This window comes from Hydrogenophaga taeniospiralis, from assembly GCF_020510445.1.
Lineage (GTDB): Bacteria > Pseudomonadota > Gammaproteobacteria > Burkholderiales > Burkholderiaceae_C > Hydrogenophaga.
Genome location: NZ_JAHBAG010000001.1, coordinates 3,648,263 through 3,669,342, shown reverse-complemented (window position 1 = coordinate 3,669,342; position 21,080 = coordinate 3,648,263). Strand labels below are relative to the sequence as shown.

General features: G+C 63.1%; 22 protein-coding genes. 18 read left to right on the top strand and 4 right to left on the bottom strand.

The features are described 5' to 3' along the window. Positions 1-67 precede the first annotated feature (67 nt). The 7 genes from KIH07_RS17635 (at position 68) to KIH07_RS17610 (ending at position 6,607) form a co-directional block, all read left to right on the top strand. Positions 68-1,234 (top strand): acyl-CoA dehydrogenase family protein, encoded by a 1,167-nt coding sequence (locus tag KIH07_RS17635; RefSeq protein WP_226493214.1) that lies wholly within the window; start codon positions 68-70, stop codon positions 1,232-1,234. 50 nt (positions 1,235-1,284) lie between these two features. After that, entirely contained in the window at positions 1,285-2,181 is an 897-nt protein-coding gene (mmsB, locus tag KIH07_RS17630; protein ID WP_226493213.1) for a 3-hydroxyisobutyrate dehydrogenase, read from the top strand. 42 nt (positions 2,182-2,223) lie between these two features. Beyond that, positions 2,224-3,006 (top strand): enoyl-CoA hydratase, encoded by a 783-nt coding sequence (locus tag KIH07_RS17625; RefSeq protein ID WP_226494742.1) that lies wholly within the window; start codon positions 2,224-2,226, stop codon positions 3,004-3,006. Next, the gene (locus tag KIH07_RS17620; protein WP_226493212.1) at positions 3,003-4,103 is read left to right on the top strand and encodes an enoyl-CoA hydratase/isomerase family protein; all 1,101 of its coding nucleotides are present in this window, start codon (positions 3,003-3,005) and stop codon (positions 4,101-4,103) included. Before KIH07_RS17625 ends, KIH07_RS17620 begins: the two co-directional genes overlap by 4 nt. Positions 4,104-4,130: 27 nt before the next feature. Further along, a complete protein-coding gene (locus KIH07_RS25410; protein ID WP_264181856.1) occupies positions 4,131-4,253 on the top strand; it encodes a hypothetical protein in 123 nt (40 codons plus the stop codon). A gap of 240 nt (positions 4,254-4,493) precedes the next feature. Continuing rightward, positions 4,494-5,351 (top strand): 3-hydroxybutyryl-CoA dehydrogenase, encoded by an 858-nt coding sequence (locus KIH07_RS17615; RefSeq protein WP_226493211.1) that lies wholly within the window; start codon positions 4,494-4,496, stop codon positions 5,349-5,351. Between the two features lie 71 nt (positions 5,352-5,422). Further along, positions 5,423-6,607: a pyridoxal phosphate-dependent aminotransferase gene (locus tag KIH07_RS17610; protein WP_226493210.1), complete on the top strand. Its 1,185-nt coding sequence runs from the start codon at positions 5,423-5,425 to the stop codon at positions 6,605-6,607. A 121-nt stretch (positions 6,608-6,728) separates the two neighbouring features. Here KIH07_RS17610 and KIH07_RS17605 read toward each other — a convergent pair whose 3' ends face one another. Then, a complete protein-coding gene (locus tag KIH07_RS17605; RefSeq protein ID WP_226493209.1) occupies positions 6,729-6,920 on the bottom strand; it encodes a hypothetical protein in 192 nt (63 codons plus the stop codon). Between the two features lie 16 nt (positions 6,921-6,936). Further along, a complete protein-coding gene (locus KIH07_RS17600; RefSeq protein WP_226493208.1) occupies positions 6,937-7,428 on the bottom strand; it encodes an Lrp/AsnC family transcriptional regulator in 492 nt (163 codons plus the stop codon). Between the two features lie 155 nt (positions 7,429-7,583). On the opposite strand from KIH07_RS17600, the gene KIH07_RS17595 reads away from it, so the two are divergent. From KIH07_RS17595 to KIH07_RS17575, 5 genes are all read left to right on the top strand, one after another. After that, entirely contained in the window at positions 7,584-8,663 is a 1,080-nt protein-coding gene (locus KIH07_RS17595) for a branched-chain amino acid aminotransferase (RefSeq protein ID WP_226494741.1), read from the top strand. 16 nt (positions 8,664-8,679) lie between these two features. Further along, positions 8,680-10,476, top strand: a complete 1,797-nt coding sequence (locus tag KIH07_RS17590) for a gamma-glutamyltransferase family protein (RefSeq protein WP_226493207.1) — start codon at positions 8,680-8,682, stop codon at positions 10,474-10,476. Positions 10,477-10,569: 93 nt separating this feature from the next. Continuing rightward, positions 10,570-11,421 carry an acetoacetate decarboxylase family protein gene (locus KIH07_RS17585; RefSeq protein WP_226493206.1) on the top strand — a complete coding sequence of 284 codons (852 nt, stop codon included), beginning with the start codon at positions 10,570-10,572 and terminating at the stop codon, positions 11,419-11,421. Between the two features lies 1 nt (position 11,422). Then, positions 11,423-12,130, top strand: a complete 708-nt coding sequence (locus KIH07_RS17580) for an RraA family protein (RefSeq protein ID WP_226493205.1) — start codon at positions 11,423-11,425, stop codon at positions 12,128-12,130. 420 nt (positions 12,131-12,550) lie between these two features. After that, positions 12,551-13,039, top strand: a complete 489-nt coding sequence (locus KIH07_RS17575; RefSeq protein ID WP_226493204.1) for a YbaK/EbsC family protein — start codon at positions 12,551-12,553, stop codon at positions 13,037-13,039. A 409-nt stretch (positions 13,040-13,448) separates the two neighbouring features. On the opposite strand, the gene KIH07_RS17570 is transcribed toward KIH07_RS17575, so the two are convergent. Both KIH07_RS17570 and KIH07_RS17565 read right to left on the bottom strand, forming a co-directional pair. Continuing rightward, positions 13,449-14,309: an alpha/beta fold hydrolase gene (locus tag KIH07_RS17570; RefSeq protein ID WP_226493203.1), complete on the bottom strand. Its 861-nt coding sequence runs from the start codon at positions 14,307-14,309 to the stop codon at positions 13,449-13,451. Then, positions 14,306-15,025 (bottom strand): IclR family transcriptional regulator, encoded by a 720-nt coding sequence (locus KIH07_RS17565; protein WP_226493202.1) that lies wholly within the window; start codon positions 15,023-15,025, stop codon positions 14,306-14,308. Before KIH07_RS17565 ends, KIH07_RS17570 begins: the two co-directional genes overlap by 4 nt. Positions 15,026-15,213: 188 nt before the next feature. Here KIH07_RS17565 and KIH07_RS17560 point away from each other — a divergent pair, with 188 nt between their 5' ends. The 6 genes from KIH07_RS17560 to KIH07_RS17535 are packed head-to-tail and all read left to right on the top strand — an operon-like array spanning position 15,214 to position 21,080. Then, positions 15,214-16,008 carry an enoyl-CoA hydratase/isomerase family protein gene (locus KIH07_RS17560; protein ID WP_226493201.1) on the top strand — a complete coding sequence of 265 codons (795 nt, stop codon included), beginning with the start codon at positions 15,214-15,216 and terminating at the stop codon, positions 16,006-16,008. After that, the gene (locus KIH07_RS17555) at positions 16,008-17,633 is read left to right on the top strand and encodes a methylmalonyl-CoA mutase (RefSeq protein WP_226493200.1); all 1,626 of its coding nucleotides are present in this window, start codon (positions 16,008-16,010) and stop codon (positions 17,631-17,633) included. Before KIH07_RS17560 ends, KIH07_RS17555 begins: the two co-directional genes overlap by 1 nt. Next, a complete protein-coding gene (locus tag KIH07_RS17550; protein ID WP_226493199.1) occupies positions 17,630-18,046 on the top strand; it encodes a cobalamin B12-binding domain-containing protein in 417 nt (138 codons plus the stop codon). Before KIH07_RS17555 ends, KIH07_RS17550 begins: the two co-directional genes overlap by 4 nt. Next, positions 18,043-19,170, top strand: a complete 1,128-nt coding sequence (locus KIH07_RS17545) for a CaiB/BaiF CoA transferase family protein (protein ID WP_226493198.1) — start codon at positions 18,043-18,045, stop codon at positions 19,168-19,170. Before KIH07_RS17550 ends, KIH07_RS17545 begins: the two co-directional genes overlap by 4 nt. Beyond that, positions 19,167-20,081: an ArgK/MeaB family GTPase gene (locus tag KIH07_RS17540; protein ID WP_226493197.1), complete on the top strand. Its 915-nt coding sequence runs from the start codon at positions 19,167-19,169 to the stop codon at positions 20,079-20,081. Before KIH07_RS17545 ends, KIH07_RS17540 begins: the two co-directional genes overlap by 4 nt. Positions 20,082-20,102: 21 nt before the next feature. Then, positions 20,103-21,080, top strand: a complete 978-nt coding sequence (locus KIH07_RS17535; protein ID WP_226493196.1) for a Bug family tripartite tricarboxylate transporter substrate binding protein — start codon at positions 20,103-20,105, stop codon at positions 21,078-21,080.

Sequence of the window (21,080 nt, the reverse complement as noted above, 5' to 3'; positions counted from 1 at the left end):
GCCAGCACCTTGTCAGTGAGGGCTGGCAGCTATCTGAGAAGAGGCAAACGCGAGGAGACCGTCGTACATGGACTTTGAATTGACCGAAGAGCAAAGCGCCTTCGCCGACACGGCGCGCGCATTTGCTCAAGCCGAGTTGGAACCTTATGCAGCAGAGTGGGATAGCAAGCACCACTTTCCCCGCGAGGCGATCGCCAAAGCCGGCGGACTGGGTTTCTGTGGCCTATATGCGCCCGAGAGCATCGGTGGCCTTCAACTGCCCAGGCTCGACGCCACGATGGTCTTCGAGGAAATGGCTGCAGTTGACCCCAGCACCACGGCCTTCATCACCATCCACAACATGGCCACCTGGATGCTGGGCACTTGGGGTGCTGACGGGGTGCGTGCCGAGTGGGGCGAAGCCCTTACAAGTGGACAAAAGCTCGCCAGCTATTGCCTGACCGAGCCCGGCGCAGGCTCTGACGCCGCCTCGCTCAAAACCCGGGCCGAACTGTCCGGCAACGAATACGTGATCAATGGCGCCAAGGCCTTCATCAGCGGCGCGGGCAGCACCGACGTGCTGGTGCTCATGGCCCGCACGGGTGATGCCAACTCAGGCGCGAGCGGAATCAGCGCCTTTGCAGTGCCGGCCGATGCGGAGGGCATCAGCTATGGCAAGAAGGAAGAGAAGATGGGCTGGAACAGCCAGCCCACGCGCACCATCAGCTTCGACAACGTGCGCATCCCGGCCGACCACCTGCTGGGCCGCGAGGGCGATGGCTTCAAGATCGCCATGAAGGGCCTGGACGGCGGGCGCATCAACATCGCCACCTGCTCGGTGGGCGCGGCCCAGGGCGGGCTCGCGCAGGCGCAGCAGTACATGCAGGACCGCAAGCAGTTCGGCAAGCCCATCGCGAGCTTCCAGGCACTGCAGTTCAAGCTAGCCGACATGGCGACAGAACTCGTCGCCGCGCGGCAGATGGTGCGCCTGGCCGCGAGCAAGCTCGACGCGGGCGACCCCAACGCCAGCACCTACTGCGCCATGGCCAAGCGCTTCGCCACAGACGCGGGCTTCACCGTTGTGAACGAGGCGCTGCAGCTGCACGGCGGCTACGGCTACATCCGCGAATACCCGCTGGAGCGCCTGATGCGCGACGCGCGCGTGCACCAGATCCTTGAAGGCACGAACGAGATCATGCGAGTGATCATCGGCAGGCGCATGCTCGAAGGCGACGCGCCGGACGTGATTCGCTAGATCTTGAATTCCCCGCATTGACCCCATTCCAGCATTCCCAGGAGATACACATGAAAGTCGCCTTCATCGGCCTAGGCAACATGGGTGGCCCCATGGCCGCGAACCTGCACAAGGCGGGCCACACCGTCATCGCGTTCGACCTGAACAAGGACGCCTGCGCCAAGCTGCAGGCCGAGGGCGTGGCCGTGGCCGCCAGCGCGCAGGACGCCGTGCAGGGCGCGGAAGCCATCGTGACCATGCTGCCTGCCAGCCAGCACGTGGAAGGCCTGTTCCTGGGCAACGGCAATGGCCCGGGCCTGCTGGCTTCCATCGCCAAGGGTGCGCTGGTGATCGACAGTTCCACCATTGCCGCAGCCACCAGCCAGAAGGTGGCCAAGGCCGCCGAGGCGGCGGGTATCGCCTTCATCGACGCGCCCGTCTCGGGTGGCACCGGCGGCGCCATCGCAGGCACCCTCACCTTCATGGTGGGCGGCAGCGACGCCCACCTGGAGCGCGCCCGCCCCCTGCTCGAAAAGATGGGCGCCAACATCTTCCACGCCGGCAGCGTGGGCGCGGGCCAGACCGCCAAGATCTGCAACAACATGCTGCTGGGCATCCTGATGGTGGGCACCAGCGAGGCCATCGCCCTGGGCGTGGCCAATGGGCTGGATCCCAAGGTGCTGAGCGAAATCATGCGCCGCAGCTCGGGCGGTAACTGGGCGCTCGAAAAATACAACCCCTTCCCCGGTGTGCACGAGAACGCCCCGGCCAGCAAGGGCTACGCAGGGGGCTTCGGCACCGACCTCATGCTCAAGGACCTGGGCCTGGCGCAGGAAAACGCCATGGCCACCAAGGCCAGCACCCCGCTGGGCGGCTTGGCGCGCGCGATCTATGCGGCGCACAGCATCGCGGGGCATGGAGGGGAAGACTTCTCCAGCGTGATCAAGATGCTGCAAACGCAACGCTGACGCACGGCGCTGCAACAGAAATCGTAAGGAAAGGACATGGAAATGGCTGACTACCCTGGACTCAAGCTCGAAAAGCGCGATCACATCGCACTGGTCACTCTCGATAACCCTCCCGCCCATACCTGGACGCTGGAAAGCCTCGCAGCACTGACCCGGCTCGTGGCTGACTTGAATGCCGACCGCGAGATCTACAGCCTCGTGCTCACCGGCGCGGGAGAGAAGTTCTTTTCGGCTGGTGCAGACCTCAAGGTTTTCGCCGACGGGGACAAGGCGATAGCGCGTGCGATGGCACGCCGCTTCGGCGAGGCCTTTGAGGCGCTTGCGGGTTTTCGGGGGCTGAGCGTGGCTGCCATCAATGGTTTCGCGATGGGGGGCGGACTGGAATGTGCGCTGGCCTGCGACCTGCGCATTGCCGAGGAGCATGCTCAGATGGCACTCCCCGAGGCGGCAGTCGGCCTGCTGCCCTGCGCAGGCGGATCGCAGTGGCTTTCTTGGCAGATTGGCGAGGCTTGGGCCAAGCGCCTGATCTTGTGTGGTGAGCGTGTCAATGCCGACACTGCGCTGCGCATTGGATTGGTGCAGGAGGTGGTTCCGCGTGGCCAAGTGCTTGAGCGCGCACTGGCGTTGGCCAAGTCAGTGGAACGACAAAGCCCAACCAGTGTCGCGGCTTGCAAGCAACTGATCCATGGTGCACGCACGCAGTCGCCGACTGCCACCCTGGTGGCGGAGCGCGAGGCATTCGTGGATCTCTTCGACACTCAAGACCAGCGAGAAGGTGTCAGTGCCTTCCTTGCCAAGCGCGCACCGCAATGGAGCAATGCATGAGCGTCCGCTTCGAGGAAATCCCCACTGGGTGCGGGCGGCGTTTTGGCCGTGCCACGCTGAGTTCGCCAGGCACCTTGAACGCGCTGTCGCTCGACATGATCGATCGGTTGGCGCCGCAGCTGACGCAGTGGGCGAACGATCCGCGTATCGCCTTGGTAGTGTTAGACGCCGAGGGCGATCGTGCTTTCTGCGCAGGCGGCGACCTGCAGCAGCTCTACGCCTCAATGCGCAGTACGCCGACGGATGAGGTGCCGAGCCAAGCCGCTTCCTTCTTCGAGCGCGAGTACCGGCTCGACTACCAGATCCACACCTACCCAAAGCCGATCCTGTGCTGGGGGAACGGCATCGTGATGGGCGGCGGCATCGGGCTGCTGGCTGGCGCCTCGCACCGCGTGGTCACGCCGAGCACGCGGCTGGCCATGCCAGAGATTTCCATCGGGCTGTACCCGGACGTTGGCGGCAGCTGGTTCCTGCGGCGCGCGCCTGGCAAGATTGGCCTGTTCCTGGCGCTCACCGGGGCCTCGTTCAACGGTACCGATGCGCGGTTCGTGGGCCTGGCAGATTTCGTGCTGCCGCACGAGCAGCACGGCGCGGTGCTGGCTGCCATTGCCGCCGGCCACTGGCTCGATGAGGGCGAGCAGAATGCTGCCCGGCTCAGCCACTTGCTGCGCGAGCATGCATTGTGCGAGGGCGAGGCGCAGTCGAAGCTGCGCCAGCATTACGACTTGATCGACCAGACCATTGGCCATGACAGTCTGGCCGACATCGCCGGGCGACTGCAGCGGCTGGCGGAACACGAGGACCCCTGGCTGGCCAAGGGTGCCGAAACCTTCATGCGCGGCTCACCGACCTCGGCGGCACTGTCGTTTGCGCTGTGGCAGCGTGTGTTGCACCTGTCGCTGGCCGACGTCTTGCGTCTGGAGTACCACGTGTCTGTGGCCTGCGCGCGTTTCGGCGACTTCGCCGAGGGCATACGCGCCTTGATAATCGACAAGGATCGCAACCCGCGTTGGAAGCCCGCCACGCTCGCCGAGGTTACGCCGATCTACATGCAGTCCTTCATCTCCTCACCGCACCCGCTGGCCGATCTGGCGTGACGTGTCCGCTCCCTAAAGACAAACAGCATGCTCACCGAACACTGGCAACGCCTGTTCGGCAATTGGACGAAAAACTGGATGGTAAACGCCACCGTGGCATCGGATCCCAATCCGCGGGCCGATGATCCACGTCCCACGCAATTGCTGTAGGGCGCATGGGATGTGCTACGCCGGTGCACATGGCATGCGGCAGACAGGCCTACATACGGCTGCAAGCGCCCGCGCAATCTATGGTGTTGAAGTTGAAACGGATCGAGATCCATCACCGAGTTGCGAATTCCTGAAGTCATGGTGTGCGTGGCGAATACGGCATTGAATGTGTCATATTTGCCAATGGCTTTCAAGAGAAAGCCACCGGATACTGATGATTCTTACTCCTCCGAATTCATCATGAACAGACAGCACGTTGGCGTGATCGGCGCCGGAACCATGGGAAACGGCATTGCGCAGGTGTGCGCACTTGCCGGACTCGATGTCACGATGCTCGACGTCTCCCAAGAGGCGCTCGGGCGAGGTATTTCAGCAATCACTGCCAGTCTGGAGCGGTTGGTGAAGAAGGAAAAGCTGCGTGCCGAGGACAAGGATCTTGTGCTTGCCAGGATCCGTCCGACGGTCTCCTACCCGGATCTGCGCGGTGCCAGCCTGGTAATAGAGGCGGCCACAGAGAGGCTCGACATCAAGCTGCGCATCCTGCGCGACATCGAAGCAGTGGTCAGTGACGATGCGGTGATTGCGACCAACACCTCGTCTATCTCCATCACGCAGTTGGCTGCCGTCCTGAATCGGCCGGATCGTTGCATCGGTATGCACTTTTTCAACCCAGTTCCTATGATGGAACTGCTGGAATTGATTCGCGGCTTGCAAACCTCGGATCTGGCACACGACCAGGCCTTGGCCATTGCCCAGGCGATCGGCAAGACCGCGATCACGGTCAGGAACAGCCCCGGGTTCGTGGTGAACCGCATTCTCTGCCCGATGATCAACGAGGCCATCTACGTCTTGCAGGAAGGGCTCGCCAGTGCCGAGGAGATCGACGTCGGCATGAAGCTCGGCTGCAATCATCCGATCGGGCCTTTGGCGTTGAGTGACCTGATCGGCCTGGACACGATGCTGGCTGTGATGCAGGTGTTCCATGAAGGATTCGGCGATCCGAAGTACCGGCCGGCGCCCCTGCTCAAGGAAATGGTGGATGCCGGCCGCCTGGGACGCAAGACTGGCCAGGGCTTCTACTCCTACGGCGGGCGTTGAAAAATTCGAGGGTTGGAGGCGCAGCACAGAGCCTCAATCCTCTTCCAGAGCTTTTTGATCGGGGTCGAATCATGAGAATTTCCAAGCGCGCTGAGCGCATCGAGCCTTTTTACGTGATGGAGGTGGCCAAGGCAGCCTCGCAGTTGGCGCGTGAGGTCGCTCATGGCGACAAGCCCATGGTCTACCTGACGATTGGCGAGCCGGACTTCACTGCGCCGCCTCTGGTTCAGGAGGCTGCCGTGCGCGCTGTGCGGAATGGCACGACGCAGTACACACCGGCTATCGGGCTAGAGTCTTTGCGCGAGCGCATCAGCGACTGGTACAGGCAGCGCTTCGGCGTGAAAGTCCCAGCACGCCGGATCGCGGTGACCGCGGGCGCTTCGGCCGCGCTGCAACTCGTTTGCCAAGCCTTGATCGAGGCCGGCGATGAAGTCCTGATGCCCGACCCGAGCTATCCGTGCAATCGGCATTTCGTGATCGCCGCCGAAGGCCAGCCTGTCATGGTGCCCACCACGGCAGCCGAGCGATACCAACTGAGTGCGGAGAAGGTAGAAGCGCACTGGGGTGACAAGACGCGTGGAGTGCTTCTCGCTTCGCCGTCCAACCCCACGGGGACATCCATTCATCCGGACGAGCTGCGCCGCATCCATGCCTGCGTCCAGGCCAAAGGAGGCGTCACGTTGCTCGACGAAATCTACCTCGGGCTGAGTCATGACGACGCTTTCGGCCAAACCGGCCTGGCCCTTGACGAGAATCTGATCAGCATCAACAGCTTTTCGAAATACTTCTGCATGACCGGGTGGCGCCTGGGCTGGGTGGTGGCTCCTGAACCTCTCATCCCGGTGATCGAGCGTCTCGCGCAGAACTTTTTCCTCTGCCCCAGTACCGTCGCCCAGCATGCCGCGCTGGCTTGCTTCGAGCCCGACAGCATCGCTGAGTACGAGCGCCGCCGCGCGCAGTTCAAGGCGCGCCGCGACTGGTTCATCCCGGCGCTGGAGAAGATAGGGTTCAAGGTTCCGGTGGTGCCTGATGGCGCGTTCTACGCATGGGCGGATTGCTCGTCGTGGTTCGATGCCTGGAACGTTTCGAACAGCTGGGATTTCGCGTTCGAGGCCATGAAGAGAGCCCACGTCGCGATCTCACCCGGACGAGATTTCGGCACGGCCGAGTCGGCGAGGTTCGTTCGATTCTCGACGGCAAACTCGATGGAGCAGTTGCAGGAGGCTGCGGCAAGGTTTGCTGTTCTGCGTCCGTGACGCTGAACAGCGGCGGGCAGCTTGGTACGCGTCACAATCCATCCAGCGGCAGTCCAGTCGATCCACGCCCGCGCACGATTCACCCCAAAAATCGGCGATGACATAGGTTTCTCAACTGCTTTCAATGGGGCTCGACATGGAACAGGCTCTGTGGTTCTTTGACCTCGTGTCGCGGTTCTCGTACCTGCATCACCACAAGCTTGCGCCCTTGCGGGAAAGGCTTGAGATGCGGGCAGTGTCCTTTTTCTGAGCGGGATTGCTGAAGCACTGCTGAAGCGGGGGCGGCCGGCTCGGCAATCGGCGCGCTGTTCATGGCGGCGAAATTCTGTTCAGAGTGGGAGTTGAGACGTCAGCTTGATCTTTTGCATGGGGATCTCTGTCTTGACACTTTGAACTCCTTTTATGCGCGTCAGGTGCTCACCCTGGAAGCGTCTGTAGGCATCGAGGTCAGCCGCAACAACGCGAAGCAAGAAGTCACAGTCGCCCGCCATGAGATGGCATTCAACGATCTCGGGGAACCGCTGAACCTCAGTCGTAAATCCATCGATGGTTCGCGCATCCTGGCTTGTTAGCCAGATGCGGACAAAGACAGTCAATCCGATGCCGAGTTTTGACGGGTTCAACAGTGCGACGTACCGCTCGATGGCGCCGCATTCCTCAAGGATCTTGACGCGACGTAAGCACGGAGACGGCGACAGCCCCACCTTCTCCGCTAGGTCCACGTTCTGGATCCGCCCGTCTTCTTGAAGAGCCTGAAGTATTCGACGGTCAATTGCGTCTAGATTTTTGATGGCATCATTTTGCATGGCATTAACTTTCATAAAAATAAATTATTGAAGCACATTGTACCGGAATATTATATATAAAAGGCATAAACGCAACAAAATTCTATGAAGATTGGACTAATATTGCTTTTGTGCTTGCCATTGTGGTGCGCCCTGAATCAAGGAGTTGAGGAGTGACGTCAAGTTCATCGCTGCACTTTCCTGTGGAGAGCCATCTATGTCCGGTGGGTGAGGATCAGAGGGAGGCGCTGCTTCAAGCACCAGGTTTTGGCCAGGTTTTCACCGATCACATGGCCACCATCAGATACTCTAAGAATCAAGGCTGGTATGACGCAAAGATCGGCCCTCGCCAGGCATTGAGCCTCGACCCGGCAGCGCTGGTGTTTCATTACGCGCAAGAGATCTACGAAGGCATGAAAGCCTATCGCCTGGATGGAGGTGGAACGGGGCTGTTCCGTCCCGAGGCGAATGCGCGCCGTTTTCGCCGTTCAGCCGCCCGTCTCGCCATGCCGCCGTTGCCCGAGGAGATGTTCATTGAATCGGTGCGTGCACTGGTGCGTGTGGACAACGCTTGGATTCCTTCTACTCAAGGCTTCGCGCTGTACCTGCGGCCGTTCATGATCGCAACCGAATCCGTTCTCGGGGTCAGAGCGTCGGCCGACTATCTCTACTGCGTCGTGGCATCGCCGGTTGGGCCATATTTCAGACGTGGAGCTGCCGCAGTGACGCTTTGGGTGTCGGACAACTTCACGCGCGCCGCGCTCGGTGGAACGGGTGACGCCAAATGCGGCGGCAACTATGCGGCCAGTCTAGCGGCGCAGGCCGAAGCAATCCGCGAGCAATGTGACCAGGTGATTTTCCTTGACGCTGTGGAGCGCCGCTGGATCGAAGAACTCGGCGGGATGAATGTCTTCTTCGTGTTCGCTGATGGATCGATCCAGACGCCTCCTTTGAGCGGCACGATCCTGGCAGGCATCACCCGCGAATCGCTGATCACATTGGCCCGCGACATGGGACTGGTTGCTCGTGAAGAGCCTTACGCCATTGACCAGTGGCAAGACGATGCCAAGAGCGGCCGACTGCTGGAGTCTTTCGCTTGCGGCACGGCAGCAGTGGTTGCGCCAATTGGAGAAGTCAAGGGACGCAAACATCGCTTCATCATCGGTGACGGTGGCCCAGGCCCCATCACCGAGCGACTGAAATCCGCACTGACGGACATTCAATTGGGGCGTGCCCCTGACACGCATAGCTGGCTGGACCGGCTGGCATAAACAAGAACGGAGCATCATGCGAATTTCCCAGGTAAAACTGAGCGCTTTGCTCGCAGCCGTCATGCTGGCTGGCTGCGGCACCACAGCGCCCGCGCTCAACTACACCGTGCCCACGCAGCCTGAAGGCTCGTCCGGCTACACCGAGAAACCAGGCTGGCAAACAGCTAAGTTTGCCGTCGCGGCGGCCAACCCACTGGCCACCGACGCTGGTTTCCAGGTCCTCAAGGCCGGTGGCAGCGCCGTGGACGCGGCCATCGCCGTGCAAATGGTGCTCACGCTGGTGGAACCACAGTCCAGCGGAATCGGCGGCGGCGCGTTTCTCATGCATTTCGATGGCAAGTCGGTCGAGGCCTACGACGGCCGCGAGACCGCCCCTGCTGCTGCCGACGAAAACCTATTCCTCAAATCCGACGGAAAGCCCATGGCCTTCATTGAAGGCGTCGTGGGCGGGCGCTCGGTGGGTGTGCCAGGCACCGTGCGCATGCTGGAACTGGCCCACCAGCAGCACGGCAAGCTGCCCTGGGCCAGCCTTTTCCAGCCCGCCATCACCTTGGCCGAACAAGGCTTCAAGGTCAGCGCCCGACTGAACACGCTGCTGGCGGCTGAACAGCACCTCAAGAAAGATCCAGTTGCAGCCGCCTACTTCTACGACGCCAGCGGCCAGCCCTGGCCCGTGGGACATGTCCTGAAAAACCCAGAGTTGGCCCAGGTGCTTCGGGACATCGCGGCAGGGGGTTCCAAGGCGCTGCTCGAAGGCCCTGTGGCCCAGGCTATCGTGGACAAGGTACGCTCCCATCCGTCCAACCCCGGCCGGATGACCCTGGCCGACCTGTCCGGCTACCAGTCGCGCAAGCGCGAACCGCTGTGCCACGACCACGCCGTGCCACCGCAGAAGGTGTACCGGCTGTGCGGATTCCCACCGCCCAGTTCGGGCGCCATCGCCATCGGCCAGATGCTGGGCGTCCTGCAGAACACAGCGGGTGCCGCGCTTCCCTTGGGGCAAGACGGCCTGCCCACCGCCGATTGGCTTCACTTCTACACCGAAGCCGCCAGGCTGGCATTCGCCGACCGCGCACTGTACGTGGCCGATCCCGATTTCGTGGCCCCGCCCGCTGGTTCGTGGATGAGTCTGCTGTCGCCAGACTACCTGGCAGATCGCGCGCGGCTCATTGGCAACCAGTCTATGAAGGTTGCCCAGCCCGGCCACCCGGGAGGCACGCAGACCAGCTTCGCCCCCATGCCCGATCAGCCAGAGTACGGAACGAGCCACATCAGCATCGTCGATGTCCAAGGACGTGCTGTGGCCATGACCACCACCATCGAGGACGTCTTCGGTGCGCGGCAGATGGTCAAGGGCTTCCTGCTCAACAACGAATTGACCGACTTCAGCTTCGCACCGCGTGACACGCAGGGCAACGCTATCGCCAACCGCGTGCAACCGGGCAAGCGCCCGCGCTCGTCTATGTCACCCACACTGGTATTCGACAAAACCACCGGCCAATTGGTCATGAGCGGCGGCAGCCCCGGCGGCGCGTTGATCATTCACTACACGGCAAAGACCTTGTGGGGCACTCTGCACTGGGGCCTGAACGCGCAGCAAGCCATCAACCTGCCCAACTTCGGCTCGGCCAACGGTCCCACGCTGCTCGAAGAAAAACGCTTCCCGGCAGCCACCGTCGAGTCACTCAAGGTTCGGGGCCACGAGGTCCGGGAGATGAACATGACCAGTGGTCTGCAGGCCATCCAACGTGTGCCGGGCGGTTATTTCGGTGGCGCCGATCCGCGCCGCGAGGGCGTGGTCATGGGGGACTGACGGCATGCACCCAGCATTCAACCAATTCAGCCCATACCCGGACGCTACGCAAGCGCCGGGATGTTCGCTCATTTTTTAAAACAGGAGTTCTATATGACACATTTCGCCGCCGCTCAGGGCTTCATGGGGCCTTTTTCCCATGACGGAAGAGCCAGCATCGCCCCTAATCCACCGTGGCATTACGCGGCCGACTTCGTCACGGTCGAGTGCTGGGCGGAGCCCTCGGCCATTGAGGCGCTGCTGCCGCCTGGTCTGAGTCTCCACCCTGACGAACGCGGCCTGATGACGGTCTCTTTCGTCGACTGGCAAGCCTGCACGGACACGGGCGGTGAGCTGCTTGATCCCATCCGGGCGCAGTACCGCGAGTGCATCGTGCTGGCGAGCGTTCAGTACGAGGGGAAGTTGATGCAGTACTGCCCCTATATCGTGGTCGATCAAGATACCTCGCTGGCTCGTGGCTGGGCCCTAGGCTACCCGAAGAAGATCGGCTCGGTGTGGATCACGCGATCGATGGGCGTACCTTCGATCGCGTCTCCCAAGTTGGAGCCCGGTGCGATCTTTGCAGGGACGGTGGCACTCAAAGACCGGCGTCTCGCGGAAGGTCACGTGAAGCTCTCCGGCCTTGCAGACAACTCGGCGGTCACATTCGGAAGCCGGCCTATCGTGGCCCTTCGACACTTTCCCTCGCTGTTCGAGGGGCAGCACGATCAGCCAGCGGTGTACGAACTGGTCCGCCTGCAAGCCGAGAACGTGCAGGCAAGCCCCGTCTGGACAGGGGAGGCGGAACTAACGGTCTTTGACTCTCCGACGGAGCCGCTGGCTGCCTTGCGTCCCACCCGGGTCGGTCGCGGATGGCGATATTCGATCGCCATGACAAACCGAAACAATCATCTGCTGCGGGACCTTCGCAGCCCCACAGAACTTGATTCATCCGAGGAGAAATGACATGGACACCGTAAAGCTTCAACGCACCTACCTGGACCTCACAACGCCCCACGTCGCGGATGCCTGCATGCGCCTGGGAATCGCGGTTCGCTGTGCTCCGGCGGGAATGCGACCACTCTGGAGCGGTACGCATGTTGTTGGCCGTGCACGCCCTTCGCGGCACTATGGCAGTGTCGACGTCTTTCTCGAAGCCATCGATCGATCTGCGCCTGGAGACGTGTTGGTGGTCGACAACGAGGGGCGCTTGGATGAAGCCTGTGTTGGCGACCTGGTGACGCTGGAAACGGCGCGTGCGGGCTTGCGCGGCATTGTCATCTGGGGTTTGCATCGCGACTCGGCTGAACTGCGAACCATTCGGCTGCCGATCTTCAGTCTGGGTACTTTGCCCGCTGGGCCACAGCGTCTGGAACCACAGGAGGCGGCCGCACTCTCATCTGCCAGCTGCGGTGAGCATGCAATCACCACCGACGACTTCGTGCTTGGTGATGATGATGGCGTGATCTTTGTCCCCCTGAGCCACGCCCAAGAGGTGGCCGAACTGGCAACCACGATTCGGGACACTGAGCGCAGTCAAGCAGCGCGTATGCATCTTGGTACTACCTTCAGACAGCAGGCCCGCTTCGATGAGTTTCTGGCTGCTCGAAAGGCAGACGCGGGCGTGACGTTCCGGCAACATCTGCGCTCGATTGGTGGTGCGATCGAGGAGTGAGCCTGTCTCGCTGAAGCGTCGAGGAACAGCCGGAGGCGAAGTTCGTGGCGAAAACCTCATAAGCGATGCGTCGGCCGTCGATGTCGCCTTTGTAGCCTACGTCGCGTCAGTTAAGGACGGTTCGTTCCAAAACGACGAACAGCACGCTTGGTAGGGCCTGGGTACCCGTCTGCTCAATAGCAGTTCCCAGGCATATCTATCCCAGCAATCAAACCGGTGTCCTCTTCTGTTTGCCCGAAATCAGCGGCGTGGTACATCGAATGTCGGAAACGGCCAACAATATGGCGTTTCAGCCAATGTACGCCGGGGCTGCGAGGCGCAACACTGAGAGCGCAAAGTGCCCCACATGGAGCGTGGGTGCCGCACTCGCCAAAGTGTCTGTCCAACGACCATTCATGGTCTTCATTTTCAACTTTCATCATGAGCCTCGACTCCGTCAAACAGTTTATTGCCGAGCACGCCCCGGATCTTTCAATCATTGAAGTGGAAACAAGTGGCGCTACCGTCGCGATGGCGGCCACGGCGTTCGGTGTCGCTCCAGGACAGATTGCCAAGACGTTGTCTCTGTGCGTAGGCGAGCAAGTGATCTTGCTCGTCGCCCGAGGCGATGCTCGACTCGATAACAGAAAGTACAAAGATCAGTTTGGGGCAAAGGCCCGCTTCCTGGCGGCGAGCGAGGTGGAAAAGGTAACGGGCCACCCCATAGGAGGCGTCGGGCCCTTCGGGCTTGCAAGTCAACTGGATGTGTATTGCGATGTCTCGCTGCGGCGCTTCAGCGAAGTGCTTCCCGCCGCCGGCGCAAGCAATGCAGGTGTCAGGGTAGTGCCTGAGCGGATGGCCCAACTGGTCAACGCACGTTGGGTGGACGTCATGCAGCATGAGAATGCTGCTGAATCGCTGGCCGGTTGAGGCGTTCTTCAGGTCAACAGGTCAGCCGTATCAGTACTACTCGAAAGAATGGGTGATTCCCTATGTCGGGCGGCGCCGCGAGGTGGGATGGAGTCGTACCATTCGAGGTTGAGATGGTGTCCTTCTGCCGCGAGCACCTGGTTCACTACAAATGTCCGTGCAGGGTAGTTTTCGCCGAGGAGCTGAAGACCGCGAGCGGAAAGATTCGGAAGTTCAGGCTCCGCGGACAGGCTGGAAACAAAGAGGCCGTCACATCTCCATCGACTTGAAAACGCGCAGTCGAGGCAGAAATGGTCATGAGCACTCGCCCACCTTGGCCCGTAGCTTTGACGGGTTCAATGGCTTCAATGACAACTGCTGGCGAATTCTGCCTGGGATCGTCCAGTGTGGCTCTTGACTGGCGCGTGATTCAGCGACCGGCCCAGGTGGTCAGCAAGTGGTTGAAGGCATCGGCATTCTCATACTGCACCCAGTGCCCGCAGTCCGGGATCAATGTCTGGCGCGCGCACAAGGTGTTGTCGTTGCAAGCCGCACGGACCTCGGCCCATCGATCTCGGCACAGCACATCCTGCTCGCCCCAGATGCACTCGAAATCACACTGAAGTGCGCGCACGGCGGTGGCGCATGCGTCGGTGGTCACGAGCCTGCGGGAGCGCATGCGGTCGCGCGCGGCATTGGTCATTTGAAGGGCGATGGTGTCGTCGTTGATCTGCGCTGGTTCATGGATCATGATCGCCGCGAGGTTGGCGCGGTGTGCTGCGGCGCGTACTTCGGGAGAGAAGGTTGTGCGCATCGAGGGCAGTGGAATGCCACGCCCGTGGACCAGCGGTAGCACCGGCAATCCCACGAGCAGCAGGCGGGAAACAAGACCGGGTTGTTCTGCTGCGAGTAGCGTGGCCACGAGTGACCCGAAGGAAAACGCCACGATCTCGTGGGGTCCTGGCCCTAGCACCTCGCCCAGCCCGAGCGCCAGCGGGGGCAACACCGCGTCTGCATCGAACCCACCGTGAGGGGACGCTGAGTCTCCGAACCCGGGCAGGTCGGGCGCCCAGACCTGGCGGCCGGCCAACAGCAGCGCCGGGATGTTTCGGACCCAGTGCGTCCAGCTGCCGCTGCCGCCGTGCAGCAGCACCACCGGTTGGCCCTCGCCCCAGCAGCGCCACACCATGACACCGTCGCCGCAAGGTGTCGTTGTGGTGCGCGACCGTGCCAGCAGTTCCTGCGCAGCGGCGGGCAGAGCGCCTGTTGCCCATTCCGGAGCGGCACTCATGCCCGGGCCCATTGCCGGGAAATGAAGCTGCAGGTCGCCAGCAACAGTTGCGCGCATTCCACCACGTTGTTTTCCATGCGGTGCCTTGGCCCGGCGATCGCCACGGCCAGTGTCTCGGAATGCACGTTGAGGAAGGCCGACACGGCCCACACGTCGGGCACGTTTTCGCCCCGGGTGACGAAGTAGCCGCGCCGCCGGCTCTCCAGGATGTCGTTGATGAGCAGGTCGTTGTCGGTGATGGTCGCGGCCGTCACGGCGGGCAGTGGGCGCTCGGCCATCTGTGTTCGCAGCTCGGATTCCTTGAGGCTGCCCAGCAAAGCCTTGCCAATGGAGCTGGAATGCAGTGGTTTGAACTCGCCTGGTTTGGACGAGTAGCGGATCGAATGCGGGCTCTCGACCACCTGCAGGTAGATCACCGCGTCGCCCTGGCGTTTGCCCAGGATCACGGTCTCCCGCGAGGTGTCGCGCAGCCGCTCCAGCAAGGGCATCACGTGCTCGACAAACGGGTCGTGGTGGTGGATTTCGCTGGCGATGTCGAAGAAGCGCCGGGTGGGGTAGAGCGCTCGGGGGCGGCTGAGCGAGTACAGGTAGCCGCGCGCCGTGAGCGTGGCAACGATCGCATGGCAGCTGCTCTTGGGAATGCCGGTGATGTCGGCCAGATCGGTCAGTGACATGGGTTTCTGCACCTTCTGGAAGGCCTCAAAGATGTTCAGCACCCGACCCACAGCAGTGACCGCCACGCCACCGGAAGGGCCAGGTACAGCAGATCCATCAGCCTTGGTATGTTCAGCTGGCTGAACAAGTTGTTCGAAATCCAAGGTTTTCTCCTTTGAGGTGGAAGTTTGTTCGAAATGTCGAATTTATATTCTTCCACAAGAACAGTTGCAAACCTAACATGCGCCCCATGCCAACCCAAACCACAGAAACAACCGACACTCAGGTGCGCGTCATCGAGCATCCTTATGGCGCGGTCTGGGTGACCGTGAACCGCGCCCACAAACACAACGCACTGGCCCGCCCGGTGCTGGCCGACCTGGCCACCGCCGTCCGGGAGGCCGGTCTGCGTGCCGACGTCCGCTACATCGTCGTGACCGGCGCCGGCGACCGCTACTTCGCCGCCGGTGGCGATCTGCGGGACTTGGCCAACGTGCGCGACGAACCCGCCGTGGTGGCCATGATGGACGACGCCTGCGCCGCCCTGGATGCCATCCGCCATTGCCCGGTGCCGGTGCTGGCCTACCTGAACGGTGACGCCATCGGCGGCGGCGCGGAACTTGCGCTGGCCTGCGACATGCGCCTGCAGGCCAGCCATGCGCGCATCGGCTACATCCAGGCCAAGCTGGCCATCACCTCGGCTTGGGGCGGCGGCCCCGACCTGTTCGGGCTGGTCGGCCCGGCGCGCGCCATGCGAATGATGAGCCGCTGCGAACTGGTGGGCGCCGAGCAGGCGCTGGCCTGGGGCCTTGCCGATGCGGTCATCGCCGACGGACCCAGCGGCTCCGACATCGCGGCATTCACGAAACCCCTCGACGCCTGCCCGGCGCAGGTGCTGCGCGGCATCAAGGCGCAAGCCATCGCTGCCAGGCAGGGCCAGGGCTGGCAGCAGCACCGCCGTGTCGAACAGCAGCACCTGACCCAGACCTGGTTGCACGACGACCACTGGTCGGCTTCCGAAAAGCTTCTTTCCAAAGGCGCGTGATGAACATGAGAGACCAGAAACCCGCTGTTCCCCTGGCCGAGCCGGTGCTCAGCCCGGTCAACCGCAGCGGCATTCCGGTGCCGCCCAGCGTGGACGCCAGCGCCGTGCAAGCCGAGCGCATCGGCAACCCCGGCGAGTACCCGTTCACCCGGGGCATCTTCCCCGATGGCTACCAGGGCCGCCTGTGGACGATCCGCCAGTACTCGGGCTTTGGCACCGCCGAAGAATCCAATGAGCGCTACAAGTTTTTGCTGGACCAGGGTCAGACCGGCCTGTCGGTCGCGCTCGATTTGCCCACCCAGTGCGGCTACGACCCGACCCACCCCATGGCCCGCCCTGAGATCGGCAAGGTCGGAGTTTCGCTGTCCAACCTGAGCGAAGCCGAGATCCTGTTCAAGGACCTCGACCTGTCGAAGATCTCGACCTCGTTCACCATCAACGGCACCGCCGCCATCATCTACGCCATGTACCTGGCGGTGGCCGACAAGCAGGGTGTGCCGCGCAGCAAACTCACCGGCACGATCCAGAACGACATCCTCAAGGAGTACGTGGCGCGGGGCACCTGGATCTTTCCGGTGCGGCCCTCCATGCGGCTGATCGCCGACTCCATCCTTTACTCGAACGAGGTCACGCCGCGCTTCAACCCCATCAGCATCGCCGGGGCGCACGTGCGCGACGCTGGTGCCACCGCCGCCGAGGAGATGGCCTACACGCTGGCCAACGGGTTGGCCTATGTGGACGAGCTTCAGGCGCGCGGCGGTGACGTGGAGAAGTTTGCCAAACGCCTGTCATTTTTCTTCTATGTGCACATGGACTTCTTCGAGGAGATCGCGAAGTTCCGGGCCGGGCGGCGGCTGTGGGCCCGCTTCATGAAGGAGCGCTATGGCGTGAAGGACCCCAAGGCCCAGCACCTGCGCTTCGGTGTGGTGTGCGGCGGCTCATCGCTGGTCGCGCCTCAGCCCTACAACAACGTAGTGCGGGTGGCGGTGGAAACCATGGCGGCGGTGTTCGGCGGCGCCCAGTCGATCTTTACCTGCGCGTTTGACGAAGCCTTCCAGATTCCGACCGAGTTTTCGGCCGAACTGGCGGTTCGCACCCAGCAGATGATCGCCTTCGAGAGCGGCATCGCCCGCACCGTGGACCCGCTGGGCGGCAGCTACTTTCTGGAGCAGCACACCGACCGCATGGAAGAGATGATCCTCAAGGTGATGGGTGAAATTGATACCTACGGAGGTGTCGAGAAGGCCATCGAAGACGGCTGGATCCAGATGCGTCTGGCCGAGCGCGGGCTGGAGCGCAAGCTCGACACCGACAGCGGGCACCACGTCATCGTCGGGCAGAACCACTTTCGCAAGACCGACGAAGAAATCAAGGTGGGCGAGGTCTTCAAGCTCGATTCCACCATCGCACAGCGCGCGCTCGACAAGTTTCAGCGTGTGCTCGACACCCGCAGCCAAAGCGCCGTCGATGCCGCGCTGGCCCGCCTGTCCCAGGCTGCGGCCAATGACAGCGAAAACGTCATGCCCTACCTGGTGGACTGTTGCCACGCCTACGCCACCGTGGGCGAGATGGTGGCCTGTCTGAAAAAGGAATGGGGCGAATTCAAGGAGCCGGTGAACCTATGACACAAATCAAAGAAGCGCGTCCGCTCGCGGGACGCCGCATCCTGATTGGCAAGCCCGGCCTCGACGGCCACGACATCGGCGCCAAGATCGTGGCGCTCACGCTGCGCGACGCCGGCGCCGAGGTGATCTACACCGGTCTGCGCCGCAGCCCCGCTCAGATTGCCCAGGTGGCGGTGGACGAGGGCGTCGACGCCGTGGGCCTGAGCATCCTGTCGGGCAGCCACAAGGAGTTGGTGGGTGACGTGATCGCCGCCTTGCGCGACGCCAAGGCCCATGACGTGAAGGTGTTTGTCGGCGGCACCATCCCGGCCGAAGACCAGGCCTTCCTGCACGAACTGGGCGTGGCGGCCGTTTTCACCGCCGATATGCCACTGGACACCGTGGTGGCGAAACTGGCGGCGAGCTTCTCATGAGCGGCCCGCTCGCCGGTGTGCGCATCATCGAGGTCGGCCACATGCTGGCCGGCCCCTATTGCGGCCTGCTGCTGGCCGACATGGGTGCCGAGGTGATCAAAATCGAACCCCCCGAGGGCGACATCGCGCGCAAGGTGAGCCCGCATTTCATCGGCCCCCACAACGCTTACTTCACCAGCCTCAACCGCAACAAGAAAAGCGTGGTGCTGGACCTGGCCTCACCGGACGGCCGCGCCGAGCTGGAAAGCATTGCCGCAAGTGCCCATGCGCTGGTGACCAACCTGCGGCCCTCGGCCATCAAGAAACTGGGGCTGACCTACGACGCGCTGCGCACCTGCAACCCGTCCCTTGTTTGCGTTGCGCTCACCGGCTACGGCCTGGAAGGCCCCTATGCCGAGAGCCCTGCCTACGACTACGTGATCCAGGCGATCACCGGCGTGATGTCGCTCACCGGCGAGCCCACGTCGCCACCCACCAAGGCGGGCTATTCGGCGGTGGACAATTCCGCCGGCATCGTGGCGGCCATGGGGCTGCTGGCCAAGCTGGTGGAGGGCGAGGGTGGGCAGGTCGATGTGGCCATGTACGACGTGATGCTGTCGCAGCTGAACTACCTGGCCGGCGCTGCGCTCAACACGGGCGAGGTGGTGGAGCGCCTGGCGAATTCGTCGCACCCCTACATGGTGCCGGCCCAGATATTCCCCACCGCCGACGGCTGGCTCACGCTGTTCATCACGCACGACAAGTTCTGGCGGACTTTCTGCAACGAGGTCGGCCAGACCGGCTGGATCACCGACCCGGTGTTCGCCACCATGGCCAGCCGGCGCGAGAACCGCAGCCACGTGCTGACGGCCATTGGCGAGGTCCTGATGCAGGCACCGGCCGCCGAGTGGGTGCGCCGCCTGGTGCCGCTCGGCGTGGTGGCGTCGGAAATCGGCACGCTGGCGCAGGCGCTGGACAGCGATCTGGCGCGCTCGCGCCAGATGGTGGTGGCGCTCGGTGATGGCAGCCATCCTCTGCGTGCCGTGGCCAGCCCGCTGAAATTCAACGGCCATGTGCCCAGCTACGGTCTGCCGCCGTTGCTGGACCAGCACCACGCCGACGTGTTGGGTGGAGTCCGCGCGTGACACGCCCACCGCTGGACCGCCACACACTCGGCCGGGCACTGACCACGCTGGCCAATGCCTGCGCCACCGACCTGCTGCACCGCAGCCCGTCGCAGGCGCCGGCCCAGCTTGCGCGTCGCATCGGGCTGACCGGTGCGCCCGGTGCCGGCAAGAGCACGCTGGCGGGCCTCCTGGCGATGCACCGGGCAACGCATCTGGACAGCGAGCGCCGCATCGGCGTGCTGGCCATTGACCCCAGCAGTCCCCGCTCGGGCGGCGCGATCCTCGGTGACCGCATCCGCATGGACGAGCTGCAAGGCAGCGGCGATCTCTACATCCGGTCCATCGGTTCGCGATCCACGTCCGACGGCCTGTCGGACAACCTGCCCGAGATGCTGGACCTGATGGATCAACACGGCTTCGACGAGGTGCTGCTCGAAACCGTGGGCGTGGGCCAGGCCGAGTACGCGGCGCGCGTGCAGGTGGACACCCTGGTGCTGGTGCTGCTGCCCGACAGCGGCGACGTGGTGCAGGCGATGAAGGCCGGGATCATGGAGATGGCCGACATCTTTGTGGTCAACAAATCCGACCTGTCTGGTGCCCAGCGCATGGCGGCCGACATCCAGCGCATCGCCGCGGTGTCACGGATCGCCGCAGACCGCTGGCGCCCGCCGGTGCTGCTGGCTTCGGCCCGCCAGCCCGATTCGGTAGCGGCGCTGTCCGACACCATCGACCGGCATCAGCAGTGGCTTGGCCAGGCGCACCGTCGCACGTCGCTGCTGGACAGCCGCAGCCGCTACCGCTTGCGCCGACTCATCGAGCGCCGCCTGAGCGAAGCGGTCAACGAACTGGATGCCCAGTTGCTGCGTGCCCCGATGGCGCAGCAGATGGACGCGGTGCTGGCGGCTTTCGCCAGTTTTCGGTCGCTTTAATTTGAACCAGGAGACAACAACATGATGAACCAATGGAAAACTTGGACACGTGGCCTTGCGGTGGTTGCGCTGTGCCCCACCCTGGGCTTTGCGCAGGTGCAAAGCCACGCTGACTGGCCGAACCGGGCGGTGAAGATCATCGTGGCGTACCCGGCGGGACAAAGCACGGACATTGCCACACGCTACTTCGCCGAGAAGCTCTCACGAGCGCTCGGCCAGGGCTTCGTCGTGGACAACCGTCCCGGCGCCTCCGGCAACATCGGCACCGCAGCCGCCGCGCGCGCCACCCCCGACGGCTACACACTGGTCATGGGCGCCTCCGGCACCCACGCCATGAACCCCGCGCTGTTCCCCAACCCCGGGTTTGACGCCGACAAAGACTTCGACGCCATCGCGCTCACCGCCCTGATCCCCTTCGCCATCTCGGCCGGCGCCGGTGCGCCCGTCAACTCCCTCACCGAACTCATCGCACTGACCAGGAGCAAGCCCGGCACGGTGGACGCGGCCATCCCCAGCGTCACCGGGCAACTGGTGCTGGAGATGCTCAAGCAGCGCGACGTGCCGCTCTTTGGCATCCGCTTCAAAGGCTCGGCCGACGCCATGACCGCCACACTGGGCGGGCACGTGCCGGTGCTCATCGACACCGTGGCGGCCACCCGCACCCAGTTGGGCAAGGTCAAGGTGCTTGCAGTGACCACCACCACGTCCATGGCCTCCATGCCCGGGGTGAAGACTGCCAGCGAACAAGGCCTGCCCAACTTCACCATCGCCGCGTGGAACGCGCTCATGGTGCCCAAGGGCGTGCCCGCCGAGATCCAGCTCAAGCTGGCCACAGAGATGCGCAAGATTCTGGAGCTGCCCGAGACCCAGAAAGCCCTGGGGGACCTGGGCTTTGAGCGCGCCCCTGCGCTCAACCCCACCGAACTCACCGCCTGGCTGCGAGAAGAGCGGCGCAACTACGCCCAGGTGATCCAGGCTGCCCACATGAAGCCCGACTGA

Coding starts and splice junctions, on each gene's coding strand:
- KIH07_RS17580 (WP_226493205.1), top strand. CDS start 11,423: ATGGACACCGTAAAGCTTCAACGCACCTACCTGGACCTCACAACGCCC.
- KIH07_RS17600 (WP_226493208.1), bottom strand. CDS start 7,428: ATGAAAGTTAATGCCATGCAAAATGATGCCATCAAAAATCTAGACGCA.
- KIH07_RS17620 (WP_226493212.1), top strand. CDS start 3,003: ATGAGCGTCCGCTTCGAGGAAATCCCCACTGGGTGCGGGCGGCGTTTT.
- KIH07_RS17605 (WP_226493209.1), bottom strand. CDS start 6,920: ATGAACAGCGCGCCGATTGCCGAGCCGGCCGCCCCCGCTTCAGCAGTG.
- KIH07_RS17635 (WP_226493214.1), top strand. CDS start 68: ATGGACTTTGAATTGACCGAAGAGCAAAGCGCCTTCGCCGACACGGCG.
- KIH07_RS25410 (WP_264181856.1), top strand. CDS start 4,131: ATGCTCACCGAACACTGGCAACGCCTGTTCGGCAATTGGACGAAAAAC.
- KIH07_RS17610 (WP_226493210.1), top strand. CDS start 5,423: ATGAGAATTTCCAAGCGCGCTGAGCGCATCGAGCCTTTTTACGTGATG.
- KIH07_RS17585 (WP_226493206.1), top strand. CDS start 10,570: ATGACACATTTCGCCGCCGCTCAGGGCTTCATGGGGCCTTTTTCCCAT.
- KIH07_RS17550 (WP_226493199.1), top strand. CDS start 17,630: ATGACACAAATCAAAGAAGCGCGTCCGCTCGCGGGACGCCGCATCCTG.
- KIH07_RS17560 (WP_226493201.1), top strand. CDS start 15,214: ATGCCAACCCAAACCACAGAAACAACCGACACTCAGGTGCGCGTCATC.
- mmsB (WP_226493213.1), top strand. CDS start 1,285: ATGAAAGTCGCCTTCATCGGCCTAGGCAACATGGGTGGCCCCATGGCC.
- KIH07_RS17535 (WP_226493196.1), top strand. CDS start 20,103: ATGATGAACCAATGGAAAACTTGGACACGTGGCCTTGCGGTGGTTGCG.
- KIH07_RS17590 (WP_226493207.1), top strand. CDS start 8,680: ATGCGAATTTCCCAGGTAAAACTGAGCGCTTTGCTCGCAGCCGTCATG.
- KIH07_RS17545 (WP_226493198.1), top strand. CDS start 18,043: ATGAGCGGCCCGCTCGCCGGTGTGCGCATCATCGAGGTCGGCCACATG.
- KIH07_RS17570 (WP_226493203.1), bottom strand. CDS start 14,309: ATGAGTGCCGCTCCGGAATGGGCAACAGGCGCTCTGCCCGCCGCTGCG.
- KIH07_RS17575 (WP_226493204.1), top strand. CDS start 12,551: ATGAGCCTCGACTCCGTCAAACAGTTTATTGCCGAGCACGCCCCGGAT.
- KIH07_RS17555 (WP_226493200.1), top strand. CDS start 16,008: ATGAACATGAGAGACCAGAAACCCGCTGTTCCCCTGGCCGAGCCGGTG.
- KIH07_RS17615 (WP_226493211.1), top strand. CDS start 4,494: ATGAACAGACAGCACGTTGGCGTGATCGGCGCCGGAACCATGGGAAAC.
- KIH07_RS17625 (WP_226494742.1), top strand. CDS start 2,224: ATGGCTGACTACCCTGGACTCAAGCTCGAAAAGCGCGATCACATCGCA.